This is a genomic window from Flavobacterium sp. RSP49, assembly GCF_003968735.1.
Lineage (GTDB): Bacteria > Bacteroidota > Bacteroidia > Flavobacteriales > Flavobacteriaceae > Flavobacterium.
Map to the genome: position 1 here is coordinate 268,915 of NZ_RYDN01000001.1, position 21,128 is coordinate 290,042.

Below are 21,128 nucleotides of genomic sequence, written 5' to 3' on the forward strand. Positions count from 1 at the left end.
GTAATAGACGCGATAAATCGCATCTCTACACCTCTTTTTCATTAAAAAACAACCATTCAATTGCTTTTGGAAACTCGTCACTCCAATAGGTTTCGCTATGTTTTCCTTGCTTGTTAATACTTAAATTAATATTCGATTTTTCTTTTACAAATTCAGTTGAAATCAAACTATCTTTAAAACTTTTGATATGTTCAATCATCTTTATACTTTCATCGCCACCGGCATATAAATAGATTTTTGTATCTGCTGAATTAGATTTTTCAGTATTGATTTTTAATTCAGGAACGACCCAAAGCGAGGGCGAAAAAATCATTAATTTCCCATACACTTCAGGATTTCTTAATCCACTAAAAATACTAACTAATCCACCCATTGAGCTTCCTCCAATTCCGGTGAATTCCCGTTCTTTTTTGGTTCTAAAATTGCAATCTACGTAGGGTTTTAATGTATCAGTCACAAAGCGAATGTATTTCTTGCCTTGTCCCTTTCCTAGAACAGTTTTCCCTACATTGTATTCTTTGATGCGATCTTCTTCGGCGTGTTCAATAGCAATAATTATAATTTTTCCAATTTTATATTCTGACATAACTGCCAGTTTTTTATCAATTTCCCAATTGCCAAATTCAGCTGATTCATTGAATAAATTTTGAGCATCCTGCAAATACATAACCGGATAACTTTCACTCGATTTGTCATAATCATGGGGTAATAACGCCCATATTTTCCTGGTTTTATTGAGTTGGGGAATTTCAAATTCATCCGAAATCAATTGCACTTGAGGTAAAAAAGATTGTTTAAAAGGCAACCAGTTTTTTCTCCATCTCTCAACGTGTTCTTTTTGAATGCCAGTATGTGCAAATGTAGAGCGATTTTCGGTACGATTCCCATGACTGTTAATCTCAACATCGCTCCAATCTCCTTTCGTAAATTTATACAAAAGCATCTCTGGATAATCAAAATCATGTGAGAATTTGTAATGATACGAACGGTTCCCTATCTTCTCCATCAGAAATTCGTTGTCTTGTGTGCGCCAATTATTAAAATTCCCTGAAATATAAACCGGCCGAGCATCATCTTCATCAGTAGTTAGAATTATGTGTAGTCCAGTATTTAGTATAAAATTGTTTGCATCAGGATTAAAGGTGGTATTGTCTGAATTCATTACTTGCATGTGCTGCTTTAATTTTAAAATAAAAGTAAATATAGTGGATTGCTATTGGAAATAAAAGAAAAAAGAAAACCCAATAGCAAATGAATTTTCTATTGGGTTTTATGTATAAAAAGTAAGTATGCTAATTTTTCTTCTGACGGCTTTTTAAAACTGTTACCACATCATCTAACTTAAACCCTTTGGCTTGCAATAAGATAAGATAATGAAAAAGTAAATCAGCACTTTCACTCAAAAACAAATCATCATTGTCATCTTTGGCTTCAATAACCACTTCAATCGCTTCCTCACCTACTTTTTGGGCAATTTTGTTCATCCCTAATTTGAATAAAGAAGCAACGTAACTTTTTTCTGAATCTGCATTTTCTCTTCGAAGTTGGATTGTATCTTCTAAATCCGAAATAAAGCCATAATCTGCTTTGTTTTCGTCAGCCCAGCATGTATCTGTACCTTTATGACATGTTGGCCCTTCTGGTTTTACCTGAATCAATAACGTATCATTATCACAGTCGTTTTTGATGTCAATCAGATTTAGAAAATTGCCACTTTCCTCGCCTTTTGTCCAAAGCCTTTGCTTACTTCGACTGTAAAAGGTTACTTTTTTAGTGTCTATCGTTTTTTGATACGCTTCGGCATTCATATAACCCAACATCAAAACCGTTTTGGTTTCACTGTCTTGAATGATTGCTGGAATTAATCCGTCTGTATTTTTTGAAAAATCTATGTTCATGTTTTTAATTTAAAGATTGAAAATTTAAAGATTGAAAGATTATCTAATCTAACTTTCTTTTCTCTTTATTCTATTATCTATTTCTATATTCTAATCTCGATATTGTTATTTTTAAGGACTTTTTTTAATGTTTTGATTTCAATTTCTTTAAAATGAAATACACTTGCGGCCAATGCTGCATCGGCTTTTCCAACTACAAAAGCGTCTACAAAATGTTGAATATTTCCTGCTCCTCCTGAAGCAATTATAGGAATATTAACTAACTCAGAAAGTCTAGCCAAAGCTTCATTAGCAAAACCGTTTTTAGTTCCGTCATTATCCATTGACGTGAATAAGATTTCACCTGCACCACGCTCTTCTACTTCTTTGGCCCAATCAAATAAATTCAATGCTGTAGGTACTTTTCCTCCTACTAAATGAACAATCCATTGCCCGTCGATTTGTTTAGCATCAATTGCAACCACTACACATTGACTTCCGAATTTTTGTGCCAAATCATTAATCAACTGCGGGTTTTTAACTGCCGAAGAATTAATAGATACCTTATCGGCTCCATTTTGTAACAACACTTCAACATCACTAACTGATGAAATTCCACCTCCTACAGTAAATGGAATATTGATGGTAGCTGCCACTTTTCGGACTAAATCAATCAATGTTTTTCGTCGTTCTTCTGTTGCAGAAATATCTAGGAAAACCAATTCATCAGCTCCTTCATCTGAATAGATTTTAGCTAATTCCACTGGATCTCCTGCGTCACGCAAGTCCACAAAATTAACACCTTTTACGGTACGTCCGTTTTTTATATCAAGACAGGGAATAATTCTTTTTGTAAGCATTTTGATTGTTGTTAAAAGTCTTATTATTCAAATACTGGGCGCAAAAAAGTTCGTTCATAACTCAATATACATTTCGTGTCTTCTGCAATTTTAAACGTATCTATACATTCTTGATCGAGTAAAATTAATGATCTGTATTTTTCGTATTCGGATAAACTAGGAAATGAAAACATTGCAAATGCAACGTTATTTGCACCTTCAGATGGCAAAAAATAACCATGATGCTGTCCCCCAAAACGATTAACTAATTTAATCCATCTTCTACCATACTCTTCAAAAATATTCAATTGAAATGGGTCTATACTATATTTTACGTGACAAGTTATCATAATTTAAACTTTTTGTTTGACTATTTACTAATTATAAACTGTTCCAATTGTTTCAACGAAATTCGTCCTTCATAAATGGCCTTACCAATTATTGTTCCTTCACAACCTAATTCGGCTAGCCTTGGCAACTCATCAAAAGTTGAGATCCCTCCGGAAGTAATTAATTTTATTCCGCTGGCGTTTTTCAAAATTTTAGCATATAAATCAAAACTTGGTCCTTCAAGCATGCCATCTTTTGCAATATCCGTACAAATTACATACTGAATTCCTTTATTTTGATACTCTTGTATAAACGGAATCAGATCTTCATTAGAATCTTCTAACCAACCCGAAACGGCTACTTTTTCATTGTTGGCATCTGCTCCCAAAATAATTTTATCAGCACCGTATTCTGCAATCCATTTTTCGAATAGTTTTCTATTTTTTACGGCAATACTTCCGCCTGTAATTTGATTGGCACCACTTTCAAAAGCAATTTTCAAATCGGAATCCGACTTTAAGCCACCGCCAAAATCAATTTTTAAATTTGTTTGAGTCGCTATTTGTTCCAATATTTTATAATTCACAATTTGGCTTGATTTGGCGCCATCCAGATCAACCAAGTGCAAATATTCGATTCCGTGTGCTTCAAATGATTTCGCCACTTCCAGTGGGTTTTCATTGTATATAATTTTGGTACTGTAATCGCCTTTGGATAAGCGAACACATTTTCCGTCAATGATATCTATTGCGGGTATTATTCTCATTTTATTTGTCATTGCGAGGAACGAAGCAATCTCATTCCGCTGATTTTTTAATATTAAAATTTATTTTTTGCTATTGAAATTTATAATTTCAAAAAGTTGCCAAGTATTTGTTCCCCAACATCACCACTTTTTTCCGGGTGAAATTGCGTTCCAAAGAAGTTGTTTTCTTGTAAAGCAGAAGCATACTCCAATTCATAATTGGTTGTAGCAATGGCCTCAGGACAAAGTGGTGCATAAAAACTATGGACCAAGTACATGTATTCGTTCTCTGCAATTCCTTTGAATAAATCTGATTTCAAGTTGTAAATTTGGTTCCACCCCATTTGTGGTACTTTTACTTTTGGCGTAAACTTAATCACATCAATATCAAAAATTCCCAAACCTTTGGTATTCCCTTCCTCCGATTTGTTGCACATCAGTTGCATTCCCAAACATATTCCCAAAACAGGTTGTTTCAAGGTTGGAATCAAAGTGTCTAAACCACTTTCTAAAAGCATTTTCATTGCGGAACTTGCTTCTCCAACGCCTGGAAAAATCACTTTGTCTGCTGCTTTAATTTCGTCCGGATTATTGCTCAAAACAGCTTTGAATCCCAATCTTTCGATGGCAAACATAATACTTTGAATATTGCCTGCACCGTAATTTATGATTACTGTTTTCATTTATATTGGTCTTAATGTTGTAAAGTCAAAAGTCATAAAGTCAATGCCGGAGCACTTTAAGACTTTAAGACTTTTGTCTTTCGACTAAATTAAAGCATCCCCTTTGTACTTGGCAAAATCATTTTTTCTGTATCCCGCTTTACGGCTACTTTTATTGCTTTGGCAAAAGCTTTAAAAATGGCTTCAATCTTGTGATGTTCGTTCGTTCCTTCTGCCTTTATATTGATGTTGGCTTTCGCTCCATCGGAGAAAGATTTGAAGAAATGATAAAACATCTCCGTTGGCATTTTTCCGACCATCTCCCGTTTGAATTCGGATTCCCAAACCAACCAGTTTCTGCCTCCAAAATCAATAGCTACTTGCGCTAAACAGTCGTCCATTGGCAAACAAAAACCGTAACGTTCTATTCCTAATTTATTTCCTAATGCTTTCGCAAAAACTTCTCCAAGTGCAATTGCTGTATCTTCAATTGTGTGGTGTTCGTCTACTTCCAAATCACCTTTTACAAGAATTTCTAGATCCATTTGTCCGTGACGCGCAATTTGGTCGAGCATGTGATCAAAAAAAGCAATTCCAGTTTCAATTTGACTTTTTCCAGTTCCGTCTAAGTTTAAATTGATATAAATATCAGTTTCATTCGTCTTTCTCGAAATGGTTGCAGAACGTTCTTCTAATTTTAAAAACTCATAAATTGTTTTCCATTCTGTAGTTTGTAAAGCAATAACTAAATCGAGTTCTTCTCTTCTAGAAGCAATTTCGTCACCTCCTAAAGCTTCGTCTGTATTAATAAAAATAGCTTTTGAACCTAAATTTTTGGCTAATTCTACATCGGTTATCCTATCTCCTATTACAAATGAATTTACTAAGTCATACTCGGGATTATCAATGTATTTAGTTAGTAGACCGGTGGCGGGCTTTCGTGTTGGTGCGTTTTCATGCGGGAACGTTTTATCAATTAAGACTTCACTAAAAACCACGCCTTCATTAGCAAATGCTTTCATAACCAAATTATGAACTGGCCAAAAGTTAATTTCCGGATGCGAATCCGTACCCAAACCATCTTGATTGGTCACCATAACGAGTTCAAAATCTAATTCTGCAGCAATTTTTCCCAAATATTGAAAAGCGTTTGGATAAAATTCTAATTTTTCAAAACTGTCTAATTGATAATCATTTGGTTCTAAAACCATTGTTCCATCACGGTCTATAAAAAGTATTTTTTTCATTAAAAAAGTTTAAAGTTTAGGGTTTAAAGTTGCTTTAACACCTCAATTAATTTTTTATTTTCTTGTTCAGTTCCAACAGTAAAACGCAAACAATTATTGCATAACGGTTGGGTTGTTCTATTTCTGATTACAATTCCTTTTGCAATTAATTCAGCGTATCTTTTATTGGCATCATCCACTTTTACCAAAATAAAATTGGCTTCTGTAGGATAAGTTTTTTCGACAAAATTAATATCAAGTAACACTTTAAGTAATTCCTCTCTTTGCGCTATAATAGATTCAATTTCAAATTTTATCTTTTCCGGCTTGTCTAATCGTTCCAAAGCTCTTTTTTGAGTCAGTTCATTCACATTATACGGTGGTTTTATTTTATTCAAAACCGAAATTACTTCAGCAGATGCATAACAAATTCCCAATCTGATTCCTGCCAAACCATACGCTTTTGATAGTGTTTGAGTAATGACCAAATTTGGATATTCGTCTAATTCATTAATCCAACTTTCTTTTTTTGAAAAGTCAATATACGCTTCATCAATTACTACCAACCCCTTAAAATTTTGAAGAATATACGCCACACTTTCATCCGAATAAGAATTTCCGGTTGGATTATTTGGTGAACATAAAAAAATGATTTTAGTGGTTGCATCAACAGCTTTAATAATTTTTTCTATTTGCGGTTGAAAATCTTCTGAAAGTAATACTTCTCTGTTTTCAACTGCATTGATATTAGCCAAAACACCATACATTCCGTAGGTTGGCGGTAGGGTAATCACATTATCTGTTTTTGGTTCACAAAAAGCTCTGAATAATAAATCCAATACTTCATCACTGCCATTTCCAAGTAAAATTTGGTTGGTCTTTACATTTTTTTGTTTGGCCAAAGCTGCTTTCACACTCATTTGTTGTGGATCAGGATAGCGATTTACGCCATTCTCAAACGGATTTTCATTGGCATCCAAAAAAATCATATCAGCAGTATCAAAACCCTCAAATTCATCGCGAGCAGAGGAATACGCCTTCATTGTTTTTACGTTCTCTCGAACCAAATTATTGATATCAAAACTATTTCCCATCTTCCAGTGCTTTTAATCGTAATGTAACTGCATTTTTGTGTGCTTGCAACCCTTCGGCATCAGCCATTATTTCAATAGCTTTTCCTATATTTTGGATTCCTTTTTCCGTTATTTTTTGAAAAGTCATTGTTTTTGTAAAACTATCTAAATTTACACCACTATAGTTTTTTGCATATCCGTTGGTAGGCAAGGTATGATTGGTGCCCGATGCGTAATCACCGGCGCTCTCCGGTGTATAATTCCCTATAAAAACCGAACCTGCATTTTCAATTTCGTCAATATAAAAATCATCGTTGGCAGTGCATACAATAAAGTGTTCCGGTCCGTATTCGTTTATTAAATCCAAAGCGATTTTATCATTTTCGACAAAAATTAATTTGGAGTTAGCGATAGCTTTTTCGGCAATCTCTTTGCGGGGTAATTGCTCTATTTGAAGCTGAATTTCTTCTTCAACGGCATCCATAAGTTTTTTAGACGTCGAAACCAAAATTACCTGACTGTCTGCTCCGTGTTCTGCTTGTGACAGTAAATCAGAGGCTACAAAAGCAGGAACTGCAGTATCATCAGCCACGATTAACAACTCAGATGGACCTGCGGGCATATCAATGGCAACGCCAAATTGAGTTGCTAATTGTTTTGCAACAGTAACAAACTGATTTCCTGGTCCAAAGATTTTATATACTTTAGGAATCGTTTCGGTACCAAATGTCAATCCTGCAATAGCCTGAATACCACCTACTTTTAAAATTTTTGTAACTCCGCATAAATTAGCAGCAAACAAGATCGCAGAATTTATGTTTCCGTTTTTATCTGGTGGCGAACACAATACGATTTCGTTGCAACCTGCAATTTCTGCAGGAACAGCAAGCATCAATACTGTTGAAAACAAGGGTGCTGTGCCTCCCGGAATATACAATCCAACTTTTTGAATCGGTCGTTTTTCTTGCCAGCAGTTTACACCTTCGATCGTTTCTACTGCTACTCGGTTTGTTTTTTGTGCCTTGTGAAATTTGGTTATATTTTCTTTTGCTAAAGCAATTGCTGCTTTTAATTCCTCTGATACACTTGCAACAGCTGCATCAATCTCCCCTTTTGAAACTTCGATATTGTTAACCGTAACTCCATCAAAAAGTGACGTATATTTGGCTACAGCCTCATCCCCTTTTTTCTGAACTTCCTTGAAAATTTCTTTTACTGTAGCTTCAATGTCATCTACCGTTTTTGTGGGCCGTTCTAGAATAGCAGACCACGTTTCTGGTTTTGGATTGTATATTTTATTCATTTTTAATTTTATTCAAAGATTAAATGATTTAAAAATTGAAAGATTTTACTTTTAAATCATATCATTAATAATTCTACAAAACCATTTTCTCAATTGGACAAATTAAAATCCCTTCGGCTCCAGCTTCTTTCAATTGATCAATCACATCCCAGAAAGTGTCTTTGTCGATTACCGAGTGTACGCTGCTCCACCCTTCTTGTGCCAAAGGCAAAACGGTTAAACTTCGTAATACCGGAAGAATTTTTCCAACAGCATCAATTTTGTCATTTGGCACATTCATCAAAATGTATTTTGACTTTCTAGCTCGTAAAACAGATTCAATTCTGAATTTTAAAGTGTCAATTATCTTTTGAGACTCCGGACTTACTTTTGGGGAAACCGCTAAAACTGCTTCGCTTTTAAAAATAACCTCTACCTCTTTTAGATTATTTTTAAATAATGTGCTTCCACTGGAAACAATATCAACAATAGCATCAGCAAGACCGATGTTTGGAGCTATTTCAACCGAACCTGAAATCTGGTGAATATCGACTGAAACTCCCTTAGAATTAAAGAAATCCAGTACTGTTTTAGGGTAGGAAGTTGCAATACGCATACCATCTAAATCCTGAACGGATTTGTAATCAAATGCTTTAGGTACAGCAACAGATACTTTACATTTTGAAAAACCTAATTTTTGAATAACTTCAATATTCCCGCCTTTTTCAACTAATAAATTATCACCCACAATAGCAATATCTACAACTCCATCAATCAAATATTGAGGAATATCCGAATTTCTTAAATATAAAACTTCTAAAGGAAAATTAGAAGCTTCAGCTTTTAATTGGTCGATTCCGTTATCAATTGAAATGCCGGCATCTTTTAGAATTTGAATGCTGTCTTCGTTTAAACGACCTGATTTTTGAATTGCAATTTTTAATGTACTCATTTTTTGTTTTTTTGTTTTTTTTTAGAATGATAATGTTTGAGTACAATTTGAGGCAATAAAAAACCCGTTTGATGTACTCAAACGGGTTTTTAAATATGATGATTTACATACATATCATTAACACATCGCTTGAGAGCAATAATGGGAATGATGATGATGCAATTGTTTTGTAAACATTTTTGTCAGCTTTGTTTTAAATCTTGTGCAAATATACGAGTTAAATTCTTTAGAAAGCAATTTTTATTTTAACTTAAATGCTAATTTTTGTTAAATGAATATTATTTTTGGTTTTTATTATATTCTTTTTTCACAGCTGTATTCTCATTCAGGGGTGCAAAACAGCGCTGTCTTCCCCAATTACTGTATGACGAATTCCATCCCCAGAAGTCCCTACTTTTATTGACAAAAATTGACGCTATCACAAACAAAATATACGCCGTGTTTTTTAACGAATCTTTCTTTAAAAACATTTCAGCTATCAAAATTCCAATTCCGAAAAAGATTCCGCGAATTGGAAAATGGTTTACAACCATTTACAAATGAGTGTAATATATATTTTGGTCTTGATTCCGTTTTCGGTCTCTGAATAAAAATAGTGAAGTTGAAAAGAATTAACATATGCATCTTTATTGTTTTTTTACAAATTCAGGGTTTATTGCATTACAAATTTAAAAGCAATGGTAGCAATATTAGCCGTCAAATTATCGCTTCGTTTGTAATGATTGAATCTAAAATCAATATTTTTTAGGCCAAATTTCCAAATTTTTCCTGCAGTAAAAATATCTGTATAATTAATGCCAAAACCGTATTGATTGGCATCAAATGTCGCTAAATCAGCATCTGAAGTATAAAATTTTTCTGTTGACAAATGCGTTTCATAAGGCGCATAATATTTAGAAGCCGCTTGTGTATAATAGCGGTACATTGGAAAAACAGTAAACTTATCGGACAATTTCACAGGAAGTTCAATACTGGCGGTATGCGATTGTATGTCCCAGTTATCTGAATAAAAACGATAATAGGTTCGTACTATAAATCGGTCATTGATGTAATAATTAAAACGCGCTCCAACGGGAAGTTTAAAACGTGAATCCGGTAATCTTTCGATATCATCTGCTAATTTGTAAACTCCGATGTTGCTTGGACTTTCGTAATTGCTTATGTATTGCGCTTGTCCAATGTAAAAATTGGCTTTGTCTGCAAAATAAATTCGGTGATACGGAGAAGACAATAATCCTTGTTGTTGCAATACATCAAAGAAAACTGAAACCTGTAATTTCTTAGTCAAAACCTGAGAAAACCCTACAGAGGCTGAAAATGAATTTCTGTTAACAGTAGTAACCGGTTTAAATGCAGACGGCAAGTAATCTGTTGAGGGTACACCGTTCTGATCCAAAACTGATACACCAAAAAAATAGCCTTGATTTAAAAAATTTGAACCATACAATGAATATTCGTGCAGCTCCGTTGGATATATAGGTCTCCATTGATCTATATATGCATTTACTTTCAAACTCAATTCTGTATTTTTTTCATTAAAAAGACCAGTGATTCCACCACCAAAACCAACTGAAGTGTAATCATATTCATTTGAAAAAGAAACATCTGTATTCCAAATAAAATTCCTGGAATCGCTACTATGACTGTAATTAGCAACAACGGATACTAACTCATCACTTCTTGAAGCACCAGATGAAGCTTGCCAAGGCGTTCCACTGGGTCCTGTAGCCTCCGCATTACTGCCTACTGTTGGATCATTAGCGCCTCCGCCACGAGAAGCACCCGTAGAATTAAATGGATTTATATTACTGGACGAAGCTGATGAATAGGCCGATATTCCTAAATCAATAGTCAAGACATCATCCTCATTCAACGGCATTGCAACCACAATATTAGAAGCGACATCTGTTAGTTTCTCTGAACCAATACCCCCAGAAACAGCTGATCTTGATCCATCTTGCTCGTAATAACTCGCTAGAAAGTCCACTTCTGTACTTTCTAACACTCTTTTTTTAAAAACGGGTTCTTTACTATTTTCTTGAGAAAAAGCAGTTACAGTGATTAAGATAAAAAGAGATAAAATTTTTATTTTCATTTTCTAATGGATTGGAATTTACAATCTGAATTGATGCTTTACATTAATTGCACCCGCAACCGCCACCTGATTTTCCACCATTGGCTCCGCCAGCAGCTTCACGATATACTTGAAAAGAAGTTTCATACCGTTCCGCTGTTCGGGCAGAAAGCTTCATATCAGGATCAGTTATTTTCTCTTTTTCGTACTCTTTTATTGAACTGCACGATTGCAAAATCAAAAGTGTAAAAAATACAAAGGCTATTTTATGTTTCATGAGTGCATTTTGTTATTAATTATATTTTTTGATATCAATTCCATTTGAAGAGTGAATTTTGCCTTTATCGTCAACAATAATACATTCAATACCTTTAATTTGATTTACTAAATCCAAGCCTACTTCTACTCCAACTACAAAAATTCCTGTAGCCAAAGCATCAGCAATTTCAGTCTGCTTGGCAAAAACAGAGACACTGACCACACCATTTGCCGGATACCCCGTTCTGGGATCAATAATATGCGAATAACGAATACCATTAAAAATCACATATTTTTCATAACTGCCGGAAGTTTCCACCGCACTGTCTTCTATTGGGAACGTGGCAAAAATTTTATTCTTGTTCAAAGGGTTTACTATTCCTACAGTCCAAGGTTTTCCGTCCGGTTGTTTCCCCCAGGCATTAATATCTCCCGAAACGTTTATAATTCCGGAAAGACAGCCTTTAGAAAACAATAAATCTTTTACTTTATCAGCAATATAGCCTTGTCCAATGCCGCCCAAACCTAATTTCATTCCTTCTAATTTTAGAAAAATAGTCTGTTCTTTCTGGTTTAGAATAATATTTTTATACCCAATTTTCGCGACTGATTTTTTTATGGCTTCATCGGTTGGCATTACTTTCATGGAACCATCAAATTTCCATATTTTGTCCATGGAAGCATACGAAATATCAAAAGCACCATTGGTAATTTGGGAGATTTTAATGGCTCTTTCGACCAATTCAAAAACTTCAGCATCCACTTTTACCGGCTGTATTCCTGCATTGCGATTAATTTCGGAGATTTGCGTTGTTGGAATCCAATCGGAGATTAAATACTCAATTCGTTTTACTTCGGCTACAGCCAAATCAATATATTCGTTGGACTTTATAGTATCACTTGCAACAGCGGTAACCTCAAAAGGACTCCCTAACATAAACAGCTTTCTCTTATGCGTAATTTGCGAAGTCGCTAATGCCGTTATGAATATAAAACTGAGTACGAGTATTTTTTTCATTATTTCTCAAAGGAATGAATGATTTGAATGTATTCTTGCGGAGTCACATTTTTGTAACCAGTAATTCCTAATACGGTCCCTGTTTTATCCAGTAACAGCACTAAAGGAAAATTTCCAGATTTGTTGTACCGCTCAGCTAATTTTTTATTGCTAGCTGTTAAATTAGCAGCCAGTAAATTTGCTTTTTTCTTTGGAAAATCAGCTTTGTATATGACCCATTTTTGCTCTGCCTCATTTTTAAAATCTTCTGACTTCCAGATTGTATTTTCTAGTTTAATACAAGGCGCACACCAATCAGATCCTGAAAACACAAGAAGGATATTTTTGTTTTCTTTGATTGCTTGTGTTTTTGCATCATTAAAATCAGATTCCCAATTTTGAGAATAACCAAATGTTCCTAATAAAAGAAACAAAATCAGCGTGTATTTTTTCATTTTAGGGTTGTTTTTATCTCTATAAAAGTATTTGTTTTCTCTAAACAACGATTTAGCAGAGAACAAAATTAAGACAGAATTAATTTAACAATAAGAGAATTAAGTAATAACCATGGTATAATGTCGTACTTTAAAATCAGGATAAAATCATGTAAAAATCTGATTTAAAGCTGTTTTACTTAAAGTTAACTCTTTTGACTTTACGACTTTTAAACTTTCGACTTACTTATAGCTCTTTGTTTTAATTTTATTACACAAAAACAGTCAGTGCTGTTCCTGTTAATGAAGTCTTGTACTCTTTTAAATTAGATGCTGCAGGCCCAATTGTAACTACTCCCTTACTGGTAAATTGAGAATTATGTCTTGGACAAACAAATTTGTTACCTGCTTCATCATAATTAACAATAACTCCCTCATGAGGGCATGCAGCAGAGACTGCTAGAAAATCACCTGCGTTGGTTCTAGCGATAATTATTCCTTGGGTTACTAAAAAACCTCCGTTTTTAGCTAAAGTCCCCATGCTTACATCAACTGTGAAATTTGAACTTGCTGAAGGTGTCGGGGGGGTGGTACCTGATGAATCTGAATTTGTATCATCAGAGCTACAACTCACGGCCATACCAGCAATACAAGCAGGTAATAAAACTGTCGCTGCTCCAAATCCTACTCTGGAAAAAAATTCTTTTCTAGTCATAATTATTTATGTTAGTTTTTAATAATTATAGTTACGTAAAAAACTCAAGTTTAGTTTTTTATTAAAAGAAATTATCAACCATCGCAGCATAATTATCGATAGACTTAGAAATAGCATCTCCTTTTTCAAAACCACCAAACGGACAATAATCCGGGGGATAGAATTTTATATTATCATAATCCATCGCAAAATTTTGATGCGTTTCTGATAACGAAAACCAAACTGGGTTATCTAATTTTTTATCGTTTAGTGCTTTCACAGTAATTTAGTTTTTAAAGTTGGCCCTCAATTTTACGTGCTTGTTGCACAAGTTAAAATTAAGGTATTTATGTTTTACTCTTTTTACGGGTAATGTTAGTTCCTTCAATATAAAAATTAAAATTCATTATTAGTGCTCTAAGAACCGTACTGAATCTAGTTTTGAGCCTAATTTCAAGCTGAATCAATATCTTAAGATAAGAAAAGAGTATATTTGTCCTTGATCTTTAATGTTTAAAATTACTGACACTACCTTTTACAATTAAAATCCCTTGATTATTAAGCTATTATTGAAAAGCTACTAATAAAAATTGTACTAAAGAAGTGTTTTAAGTTTAATAAATTAGGTTTACAAGCATCATTTAAAATGACTCTATAATAAACTTGATGCATTAAAGTCGTTTATTAGAGCGCACTCAGCACTTATATAAAAAATATCCTATGTACTTAGAGAGGTTTGAGATTAAAAAAAACATTCAAAAAACGGATGATAAAAATTTGTCCTTCCGGGTTTTTGACCTTGGGACAGCAAGTGCTGAAGATTATTTGAAACCACATAAAAAAGATCATTTTTGTATCATACTTGTGGAATCAGGAAGTATTAAAGTACATATCGAAGACAAAATTCATTTATTAAATTCAGGAAAAATTTCTATTCTGTTTCCGGATCAAATCCACTTTTTGTCAAATTTATCAACTAATTTATCTGGTAAAATTATATTATTTGAAGAAGTATTGTTCTGTTCAGATATATTGAAAAATGAGCTCAGTGCCTATAACGTAAACTTATCTGCCCACCTTAATTGTACCGCACTTTCTAGCCTAGAATTTGAACAAGTCCTACCTATTATAAAGAACATACAGGATATCTATAATGCCCCTAGCCTAGTTAAAAAAGAGCAGGCCCGTTTTTATATCAAAATCTTCCTTTTGGGACTCATCGAATCAATCCATGGCCAACATCCTGTTTTACATCAGGACACTCAAGGTCCTGACCAGAATACCTATATAGCCTTTAAAAAACTTTTGAACCATCAATATAAAATGGAGCGCACTGTACAATTCTATGCCTTAAAACTGGCTATAAGTACTAAAAAGTTAAATGCACTAAATAAAAAATATTCTAGCGAAACCGCAATAAATGCAATCCACAACCGGATCCTTACCGAAATTAAAAGACAATTACTGTTTACGGATCGCTCTCACAAAGAAATCGCATTTGACCTTGGGTTTAGCTCTCCATCAGCTCTTAATAAATTTGTAAGAGCTAAGCTAAAGGAAACGCCAACGGACCTTCAGAATGGCCTGGCGCAAATTTATACCGCATAGTCTTGTATATATAACATCCCTCCTTTCCTTCTGATCTATCTTTGCATCAGTAATTAATACTATTCAAAATAGAGATTAATTACTGTTGCAAAAAATCGATTACAGCTTTATTATTCTATTTAATTCTGAATAGAAAAAATTAAAATTATAAAGGCATCCTGTAATTTCAATCACGCAATACCTCACACACTCGAAAAAAATCGATCAAAATTACCCAATTTCATTGGTGTACTAATTTGAATGATAGTAGGAGCGTATGGCTTATTTAAAAATAAAACAAAATGAATAGTAACACTTTGACAAACAAAAATCTGCATGTTATTTTGGAGGAAAACCTAAAATTAGCAAATGAGATTAATCCAAAAGAGATAACGGTTTTGGTTAACGAAATTAAAGCAGCCAAACGAATTTTTGTAATGGCAGCTGGGCGAAGTGGACTTGCATTAAAAATGGCAGCCATGAGATTTATGCATTTAGGCTATACCGTATTTATAGTAGGAGAAACGAATACACCCGCCATTCTTGAAGGAGATTTGTTACTGCTGGCATCAGGATCCGGCACTACTTCTTCAGTACTCTCATCAGCGGTGAAAGCGAAGGCTCAAAAAGCCACAGTTATTGCGCTGACTGCTGATGCAGAAAGCAAATTAGCCGAAGTGGCAGACCATATCCTATTCATAAAAGCGGCAACAAAAACTGACTTCGGGATTTCGGTCTCCAAGCAGTATGCCGGCAGCCTTTTTGAACAGTTTACATTATTTATCCTGGAAGGTGTTTTCATGTCGCTTTGGCAAGAATCAGAATTGACCAAAGAAGATTTATGGCCGAAACACGCCAACCTGGAATAACGATTTTTTTTAATATTATTAATTTTTTTAAACATTTTAGACATGACAAAATTACAAGTCGCAATTGATTTACTTACTACAGAAGCAGCATTAGAACTAGCACACAAAGTAGCACCTTACGTAGATATTATAGAATTAGGTACTCCGCTTATTAAATCGGAAGGACTTAGTGTTGTAACAGCAATGAAAACTGCTTTCCCTGACAAATTAATTTTTGCAGACATGAAAATTGCAGATACCGGTTTTCTAGAAGCTGAGATTGCATTTAAAGCTGGAGCAGATCTAGTAACCGTTATGGGTGCTGTAGATGATGCAACTGTAAAAGGCGCGGTAGAAGCTGCAGCAAAATATGGTAAAAAAGTAGTAGTTGATACTATTGGAGTTAAAGATAGAGTACAAAGAGCAAAAGAAGTAACTGCTTTTGGAGTTGCGTTTGTTGAACTACACGCTGGTCTTGACGAACAAACATTAGCAGGATATTCTGTACAAACACTTATCAGTGAAGGTAGACTAGCAAAAGTTCCATTCTCTGTAGCAGGTGGTGTAAACATTGATACAATAAAAGATGTTGTAGCTGCTGGTGCAGATGTAGCTGTTGCTGGTGGTGCCATTTATGGTGCTGAAGATCCAGCTGCTGCTGCAAAAGCATTAAAAGAAGCTATAAATAGTGTTACTGTAGCCTAATAATTGACTAATTTTGGCTGGACTTTATAAATAAAGTCCAGCCTTTTTTTTTCTAATAATAAATTTACATACTAATTATGAATACATTCGATTTTGGCATAGTGGGCCTAGGAGTAATGGGTCGTAATCTACTTTTAAATATGGCCGACCAAGGTCATGCTGTAGCAGGCTTAGATTTAGATGCGGATAAAGTTTCTTCACTTTCAAAAGAAGCGAATTCCCAACACCGAATCAAAGCCACAACAGCCGTCGAAGATTTTGTTGCACTTATCAGACAGCCAAGGGCTATCATGATATTAGTACCTGCAGGAAAACCTGTTGATGCTGTCATTCAAAACCTACTGCCCCACCTGGATAAAGGAGATATTATTATCGATGGTGGAAATACTTATTTTACTGATACTGACCGTAGATATACAGAATTATCGGCCAAGGGAATCCACTTCTTTGGAATGGGAATCTCAGGAGGCGAAAAAGGAGCCCGTTTTGGCCCTAGCCTTATGCCTGGGGGTAATAAAGAAGCCTATGAAAGGCTACGTCCTATTTTTGAATCCATTGCTGCTAAAGTAAATGGAGAACCTTGCGTAGAATACTTAGGCAACGGATCTGCAGGAAACTACGTGAAAATGGCGCATAACGGAATTGAATATGGGATTATGCAGCTTATTTCAGAGGCATACGATCTTATGAAACGCGGATACGAACTAGACGACACTACAATTCAAAAAGTATTTGAAGACTGGAATAACACCGAACTCGAATCCTACCTGATTGAAATAACAGGACACATCCTGAAGAAAAAAGATACCGACGGCCAGATATTAATAAATCTAATCTCCGACTGGGCTAAATCCAAAGGAACAGGAAAATGGACTTCTCAAAATGCCATGGACTTAGAAGTTCCCCTTTCAACCGTAGATGCTGCCGTTGCAATGAGGGAAATGTCTAAAAATAAACCGGAAAGAATTGAGGCTTCCTCAAAATTAATTTGGAATGCAGAACAAACCAATACTGACTTGCCTTTGGCTATTGAATCACTTAAAGGGGCTTTATATTTTTCCATATTAATTACTTATGCCCAAGGATTAGCCTTATTAACGAAAGCTTCAGAAGAATATAATTACGAGTTGAACTTGGAGACAATCGCTAAGATTTGGCGCGGTGGATGTATTATTCGTTCCACAGTTCTTGAAGATTTCAGAAAAGCTTATGCCAAAAATGGGAAACTGAAAAACATACTGCTCGACGATAGCATAGCTAAAACGTTAAACGAGAATCAATCGAATATTAGGTCTACGGTACAATTTGCCGTTCAAAAAGGGATACCTATTGCCGGACTCATGAACTCCTTAGCTTATTTTGATGCTTACCGATCAGAAAAACTTCCGACCAACCTGATACAGGCACTGCGCGACTACTTCGGGGCTCATACTTATGAGCGTACTGATACTAACGGTATATTTCACACCGAGTGGAATGACTAAATTTTAAATGGAACATAATGGATAATCTCAATACTATAAACCCAACCATCATTCTTGTTTTCGGGGCTACCGGTGACTTAGCTAAAAGAAAGCTTTTCCCCGCTTTTTATAATCTTTATCTTGATGGTCGTATGCCGGAAAAGTTTGAGATCATTGCCTTAGGAAGGGCCGAAAACAGTGATGCGCATTACCGAAATCATGTCAGTGAAAACCTAAATGAGTTTTCGAGAAATAAAATAGCCTCCGAAAAAGAGTTCGAACAATTTGCTTCTCATATTTCTTATTTGCAAAATGATATCGACAAAGAAGAATCATACGTGTTAATGAAACAAAAGTTGGACGCCATAGATGCATCTTTTGGGGTACGTGCCAACCGACTTTTTTACCTCTCAATAGCACCTTCTTTTATTGAAACCATATCCAATAATATTAAGAAATTAGATCTTGCCGCGAATCCGGAACAGGATCGTATTATTATTGAAAAACCGTTTGGTTACGATAAAAGTTCTGCCGAGCTCTTAAATAAGCTACTGGCAAAAACCTTCGAAGAGGAACAAATCTACCGCATAGACCACTATTTAGGCAAGGAAACCGTACAGAATATCCTAGCTTTCCGCTTTGGAAATTCAATGTTTGAGCCGCTCTGGAACCGTAACTTTATTGATTCGGTACAGATTACGGTTGCCGAAGAAGTGGGTGTTGAAGAGCGTGGTGGTTTTTACGAAGGTGCCGGAGCATTAAGGGATATGATACAAAATCACCTAATGCAAATTTTAACGATGGTAGCCATGGAAGCCCCCACTTCCTTACAAGCAGATGAGGTCAGAAACCGTAAAGCTGACGTTTTAAAAGCAATACGCCGTATAACTCCTGATGAAGTAGAACACTACACAGTGAGAGGTCAGTACGAAAAAGCTTCGATAAAAGGAAAACCGATAGCCGGATACCTACAAGAAAAAGGGGTGAAGGATAATTCCATCACAGAAACATTTGTAGCCATGAAATTTTATTTGGATAACTGGCGTTGGCAAGGTGTTCCCTTTTACGTTCGAACAGGTAAAAGAATGAAGGAAAAACAATCCTCTATCGTTATACAATTCAAACCGGTACCGCATTCTACTTTTTCTTTTGGAAAAGAAGGAATGATGCCAAACCGATTAATCATAAACATTCAGCCCGCAATGGATATTAGGCTGCAGTTTATGACTAAAAAACAAGGCTTGTCTCTTTCGTTAAAACCTGCTGAAATGGTTTTTGACTATTTTTCATGCTCTACCCAAGCAACCGAAGCCTATGAAACCCTTCTATTAGATGCTTTACAAGGAGACCCAACTTTATTCATGCGCTCCGATCAGGTCGAAGAAGCCTGGGATGTTGTAACATCCATTCAGGATGCTTGGGAAAACGATAAATTTTCAAGTCTACACAAATACGAAGCTGGAAGCTGGGGTCCTGAAGCGGCAAATGAATTACTTGCTCGTCAGGGGCATTCTTGGGCATCAAATACACTAGATGCCGAAGAAGAAAAGCTACGAAAGAAAGCAGAGAAAGCGGACAAGGCAGAAAAAGAAAAGAAAGCAGTACAAACAAAACAAGTAGAAATAGCAGCTGATGGTAAGAATTTTTAATACTAAAGAAGAGATAACAATTCAAGCCGCAGATCTATTTGTAGCTACTGCACAAAATGCAATACAGAAACACGGTCGCTTTGTGGTAGCGCTTACTGGTGGTTCCTCACCTGCAGCGCTATATACTCTTTTGGCATCAGCTCCTTACGAGACAAAAATTGATTGGAATTCCGTATTTATCTTTTGGGGTGACGAACGCTGGGTACCGCTTGATGATGCACTTAGCAATGCGAAAATGGCTAACGATACCCTGCTAAATCATGTAAGTATACCAAAAAACAATATATTTCCAATGTATAGAGAAGGTGTTTCAGCTGAAGATTATGCTTTGGAATACGAAAAATCTATTAAAAATATAACAGGCGAGGACGGACAATTTGACCTTATTTTATTAGGAATGGGCGATGATGGCCATACTGCCTCTCTTTTTCCAGGGCAAGCCGTATTGCAAGAACAGGATAAGTGGGTAGCAGCCTATTATCTTGAGTCTCAGACGATGTTTCGAATAACTCTAACTGCACCTCTTATTAATAAAGCGAAGCAGATTGTAGTAGTGACTTTTGGAGAAAATAAAGCCTATGCCCTAAACGAAGTTTTATATGGAGCGTATAATCCCGGAAAATATCCTATGCAGTTAATTAAACCATCGGATGGCGAATTATTGTTCTTGACCGATAAAGCTGCTACAAGTAAGGAAAAATAAATTAGTACTAAATTACATTGTATTATTAAGTTGAGTACTCTTGTTTAATTATCTTTAGCTACCACAATGCAAAAAAAAGTTTTTAATTTTATGACTTTCTGTAGTTACTCCTATTAAAAGAAAACTGGCGCGGATTCTTGAGTTATGCATAGATTTTTTAAAATGGATAAGCGTAAAATCCATAGTAAAAAAATATACTTTAGGTACCAGATCCCTAAAGTATATTTTTCGTTTAGAATCAAACAAAACCTTCAATAAAAAGCCAAATTCAAAATCCGTTTTTCATTCAAATTGTTTCTTTTTTGATAAAGATCGTGTAGCGCTCTTACACGGTTAGATCAAATAAATTTCAGATGATTTTGCGATCGTACGAATTAGCTTAAATAAGTTTATCCTTTTAGTTATTTTAAAAAAAAATTAAAATAATCTCAGATTATAACTAACTGACACTCTAATGAGAGGACTAAAAAGAAAATATATACTTTTAAAAACAGTTCTTTTTATCAAAATTCAGTAGTACCTTGCCTAAAAAAGTTAAATAGAACAATCTAAAATCACCTCCAAAAGAATTAACAAAGTGCAATTCGACCGTGAATTCTTAATTATTTTAAAAGCACTAATACAAAAACATGAAATACCGCTTTGTTTCTTAAAACACTAGAATTAACAAAAAATGATACTGTTTAAACAAAAAAATTAAAAACAAAGAATACAAGAAATAAAACGAATA

Annotated in this window: 22 protein-coding genes; 6 read left to right on the forward strand and 16 right to left on the reverse strand. The window is 34.9% G+C overall.

What is annotated here, in order from left to right:
- Positions 1-25: 25 nt before the first annotated feature.
- The 16 genes from EKM02_RS01165 to EKM02_RS01240 all read right to left on the reverse strand — a co-directional run bounded on the left by EKM02_RS01165 (position 26) and on the right by EKM02_RS01240 (position 13,723).
- Positions 26-1,171, reverse strand: coding sequence for an alpha/beta hydrolase (locus EKM02_RS01165; protein WP_234423128.1), 1,146 nt, complete (start codon positions 1,169-1,171; stop codon positions 26-28).
- A gap of 121 nt (positions 1,172-1,292) precedes the next feature.
- A complete protein-coding gene (gene hisIE, locus EKM02_RS01170; protein ID WP_126451645.1) occupies positions 1,293-1,898 on the reverse strand; it encodes a bifunctional phosphoribosyl-AMP cyclohydrolase/phosphoribosyl-ATP diphosphatase HisIE in 606 nt (201 codons plus the stop codon).
- 83 nt (positions 1,899-1,981) lie between these two features.
- Complete coding sequence (hisF, locus tag EKM02_RS01175; RefSeq protein WP_126451646.1) at positions 1,982-2,737, reverse strand: imidazole glycerol phosphate synthase subunit HisF; 756 nt, start codon at positions 2,735-2,737, stop codon at positions 1,982-1,984.
- Between the two features lie 23 nt (positions 2,738-2,760).
- Positions 2,761-3,066: an NIPSNAP family protein gene (locus tag EKM02_RS01180; protein WP_126451647.1), complete on the reverse strand. Its 306-nt coding sequence runs from the start codon at positions 3,064-3,066 to the stop codon at positions 2,761-2,763.
- 20 nt (positions 3,067-3,086) lie between these two features.
- On the reverse strand, positions 3,087-3,812 hold the full coding sequence (gene hisA, locus EKM02_RS01185; RefSeq protein WP_126451648.1) for a 1-(5-phosphoribosyl)-5-[(5-phosphoribosylamino)methylideneamino]imidazole-4-carboxamide isomerase: 726 nt from the start codon (positions 3,810-3,812) through the stop codon (positions 3,087-3,089).
- Between the two features lie 80 nt (positions 3,813-3,892).
- A complete protein-coding gene (hisH, locus tag EKM02_RS01190; RefSeq protein ID WP_126451649.1) occupies positions 3,893-4,474 on the reverse strand; it encodes an imidazole glycerol phosphate synthase subunit HisH in 582 nt (193 codons plus the stop codon).
- Between the two features lie 89 nt (positions 4,475-4,563).
- The gene (hisB, locus tag EKM02_RS01195; protein WP_126451650.1) at positions 4,564-5,700 is read right to left on the reverse strand and encodes a bifunctional histidinol-phosphatase/imidazoleglycerol-phosphate dehydratase HisB; all 1,137 of its coding nucleotides are present in this window, start codon (positions 5,698-5,700) and stop codon (positions 4,564-4,566) included.
- Between the two features lie 23 nt (positions 5,701-5,723).
- Positions 5,724-6,773 (reverse strand): histidinol-phosphate transaminase, encoded by a 1,050-nt coding sequence (gene hisC, locus EKM02_RS01200; protein ID WP_126451651.1) that lies wholly within the window; start codon positions 6,771-6,773, stop codon positions 5,724-5,726.
- Complete coding sequence (gene hisD, locus EKM02_RS01205) at positions 6,763-8,055, reverse strand: histidinol dehydrogenase (protein WP_126451652.1); 1,293 nt, start codon at positions 8,053-8,055, stop codon at positions 6,763-6,765. The genes hisC and hisD overlap by 11 nt, the downstream gene beginning before the upstream one ends.
- Before the next feature lie 73 nt (positions 8,056-8,128).
- On the reverse strand, positions 8,129-8,986 hold the full coding sequence (gene hisG, locus EKM02_RS01210) for an ATP phosphoribosyltransferase (protein ID WP_126451653.1): 858 nt from the start codon (positions 8,984-8,986) through the stop codon (positions 8,129-8,131).
- Positions 8,987-9,638: 652 nt separating this feature from the next.
- Positions 9,639-11,081 (reverse strand): DUF3570 domain-containing protein, encoded by a 1,443-nt coding sequence (locus tag EKM02_RS01215; protein ID WP_126451654.1) that lies wholly within the window; start codon positions 11,079-11,081, stop codon positions 9,639-9,641.
- 43 nt (positions 11,082-11,124) lie between these two features.
- Positions 11,125-11,337, reverse strand: coding sequence for a DUF4266 domain-containing protein (locus EKM02_RS01220; RefSeq protein ID WP_126451655.1), 213 nt, complete (start codon positions 11,335-11,337; stop codon positions 11,125-11,127).
- 15 nt (positions 11,338-11,352) lie between these two features.
- Positions 11,353-12,336, reverse strand: a complete 984-nt coding sequence (locus EKM02_RS01225) for an FAD:protein FMN transferase (protein WP_126451656.1) — start codon at positions 12,334-12,336, stop codon at positions 11,353-11,355.
- Positions 12,336-12,770, reverse strand: a complete 435-nt coding sequence (locus EKM02_RS01230; RefSeq protein ID WP_126451657.1) for a thioredoxin family protein — start codon at positions 12,768-12,770, stop codon at positions 12,336-12,338. Before EKM02_RS01230 ends, EKM02_RS01225 begins: the two co-directional genes overlap by 1 nt.
- A gap of 250 nt (positions 12,771-13,020) precedes the next feature.
- Positions 13,021-13,464 (reverse strand): ubiquinol-cytochrome c reductase iron-sulfur subunit, encoded by a 444-nt coding sequence (locus tag EKM02_RS01235; RefSeq protein WP_126451658.1) that lies wholly within the window; start codon positions 13,462-13,464, stop codon positions 13,021-13,023.
- A gap of 61 nt (positions 13,465-13,525) precedes the next feature.
- Positions 13,526-13,723 (reverse strand): hypothetical protein, encoded by a 198-nt coding sequence (locus EKM02_RS01240; protein ID WP_126451659.1) that lies wholly within the window; start codon positions 13,721-13,723, stop codon positions 13,526-13,528.
- A 440-nt stretch (positions 13,724-14,163) separates the two neighbouring features.
- Here EKM02_RS01240 and EKM02_RS01245 point away from each other — a divergent pair, with 440 nt between their 5' ends.
- The 6 genes from EKM02_RS01245 to pgl all read left to right on the forward strand — a co-directional run bounded on the left by EKM02_RS01245 (position 14,164) and on the right by pgl (position 20,398).
- A complete protein-coding gene (locus EKM02_RS01245) occupies positions 14,164-15,051 on the forward strand; it encodes an AraC family transcriptional regulator (RefSeq protein ID WP_126451660.1) in 888 nt (295 codons plus the stop codon).
- Positions 15,052-15,332: 281 nt separating this feature from the next.
- Positions 15,333-15,899: a 6-phospho-3-hexuloisomerase gene (gene hxlB / locus EKM02_RS01250; protein WP_126451661.1), complete on the forward strand. Its 567-nt coding sequence runs from the start codon at positions 15,333-15,335 to the stop codon at positions 15,897-15,899.
- Between the two features lie 42 nt (positions 15,900-15,941).
- The gene (gene hxlA / locus EKM02_RS01255) at positions 15,942-16,583 is read left to right on the forward strand and encodes a 3-hexulose-6-phosphate synthase (protein WP_126451662.1); all 642 of its coding nucleotides are present in this window, start codon (positions 15,942-15,944) and stop codon (positions 16,581-16,583) included.
- A gap of 77 nt (positions 16,584-16,660) precedes the next feature.
- Entirely contained in the window at positions 16,661-18,067 is a 1,407-nt protein-coding gene (gene gndA, locus EKM02_RS01260; protein WP_126451663.1) for an NADP-dependent phosphogluconate dehydrogenase, read from the forward strand.
- Between the two features lie 17 nt (positions 18,068-18,084).
- Positions 18,085-19,695: a glucose-6-phosphate dehydrogenase gene (gene zwf, locus EKM02_RS01265; RefSeq protein ID WP_233592221.1), complete on the forward strand. Its 1,611-nt coding sequence runs from the start codon at positions 18,085-18,087 to the stop codon at positions 19,693-19,695.
- On the forward strand, positions 19,679-20,398 hold the full coding sequence (pgl, locus tag EKM02_RS01270; RefSeq protein WP_126451664.1) for a 6-phosphogluconolactonase: 720 nt from the start codon (positions 19,679-19,681) through the stop codon (positions 20,396-20,398). The genes zwf and pgl overlap by 17 nt, the downstream gene beginning before the upstream one ends.
- Positions 20,399-21,128 lie beyond the last annotated feature (730 nt).

Excerpts from the sequence above, each read along its gene's own strand:
- hxlB (WP_126451661.1), top strand. The coding sequence starts at position 15,333 with ATGAATAGTAACACTTTGACAAACAAAAATCTGCATGTTATTTTGGAG.
- EKM02_RS01220 (WP_126451655.1), bottom strand. The coding sequence starts at position 11,337 with ATGAAACATAAAATAGCCTTTGTATTTTTTACACTTTTGATTTTGCAA.
- gndA (WP_126451663.1), top strand. The coding sequence starts at position 16,661 with ATGAATACATTCGATTTTGGCATAGTGGGCCTAGGAGTAATGGGTCGT.
- hisC (WP_126451651.1), bottom strand. The coding sequence starts at position 6,773 with ATGGGAAATAGTTTTGATATCAATAATTTGGTTCGAGAGAACGTAAAA.
- hisA (WP_126451648.1), bottom strand. The coding sequence starts at position 3,812 with ATGAGAATAATACCCGCAATAGATATCATTGACGGAAAATGTGTTCGC.
- EKM02_RS01225 (WP_126451656.1), bottom strand. The coding sequence starts at position 12,336 with ATGAAAAAAATACTCGTACTCAGTTTTATATTCATAACGGCATTAGCG.
- hxlA (WP_126451662.1), top strand. The coding sequence starts at position 15,942 with ATGACAAAATTACAAGTCGCAATTGATTTACTTACTACAGAAGCAGCA.
- EKM02_RS01245 (WP_126451660.1), top strand. The coding sequence starts at position 14,164 with ATGTACTTAGAGAGGTTTGAGATTAAAAAAAACATTCAAAAAACGGAT.
- zwf (WP_233592221.1), top strand. The coding sequence starts at position 18,085 with ATGGATAATCTCAATACTATAAACCCAACCATCATTCTTGTTTTCGGG.
- EKM02_RS01235 (WP_126451658.1), bottom strand. The coding sequence starts at position 13,464 with ATGACTAGAAAAGAATTTTTTTCCAGAGTAGGATTTGGAGCAGCGACA.
- EKM02_RS01215 (WP_126451654.1), bottom strand. The coding sequence starts at position 11,081 with ATGAAAATAAAAATTTTATCTCTTTTTATCTTAATCACTGTAACTGCT.
- hisG (WP_126451653.1), bottom strand. The coding sequence starts at position 8,986 with ATGAGTACATTAAAAATTGCAATTCAAAAATCAGGTCGTTTAAACGAA.
- EKM02_RS01165 (WP_234423128.1), bottom strand. The coding sequence starts at position 1,171 with ATGCAAGTAATGAATTCAGACAATACCACCTTTAATCCTGATGCAAAC.
- EKM02_RS01180 (WP_126451647.1), bottom strand. The coding sequence starts at position 3,066 with ATGATAACTTGTCACGTAAAATATAGTATAGACCCATTTCAATTGAAT.
- EKM02_RS01230 (WP_126451657.1), bottom strand. The coding sequence starts at position 12,770 with ATGAAAAAATACACGCTGATTTTGTTTCTTTTATTAGGAACATTTGGT.
- hisD (WP_126451652.1), bottom strand. The coding sequence starts at position 8,055 with ATGAATAAAATATACAATCCAAAACCAGAAACGTGGTCTGCTATTCTA.
- hisF (WP_126451646.1), bottom strand. The coding sequence starts at position 2,737 with ATGCTTACAAAAAGAATTATTCCCTGTCTTGATATAAAAAACGGACGT.
- hisH (WP_126451649.1), bottom strand. The coding sequence starts at position 4,474 with ATGAAAACAGTAATCATAAATTACGGTGCAGGCAATATTCAAAGTATT.
- hisIE (WP_126451645.1), bottom strand. The coding sequence starts at position 1,898 with ATGAACATAGATTTTTCAAAAAATACAGACGGATTAATTCCAGCAATC.
- pgl (WP_126451664.1), top strand. The coding sequence starts at position 19,679 with ATGGTAAGAATTTTTAATACTAAAGAAGAGATAACAATTCAAGCCGCA.
- hisB (WP_126451650.1), bottom strand. The coding sequence starts at position 5,700 with ATGAAAAAAATACTTTTTATAGACCGTGATGGAACAATGGTTTTAGAA.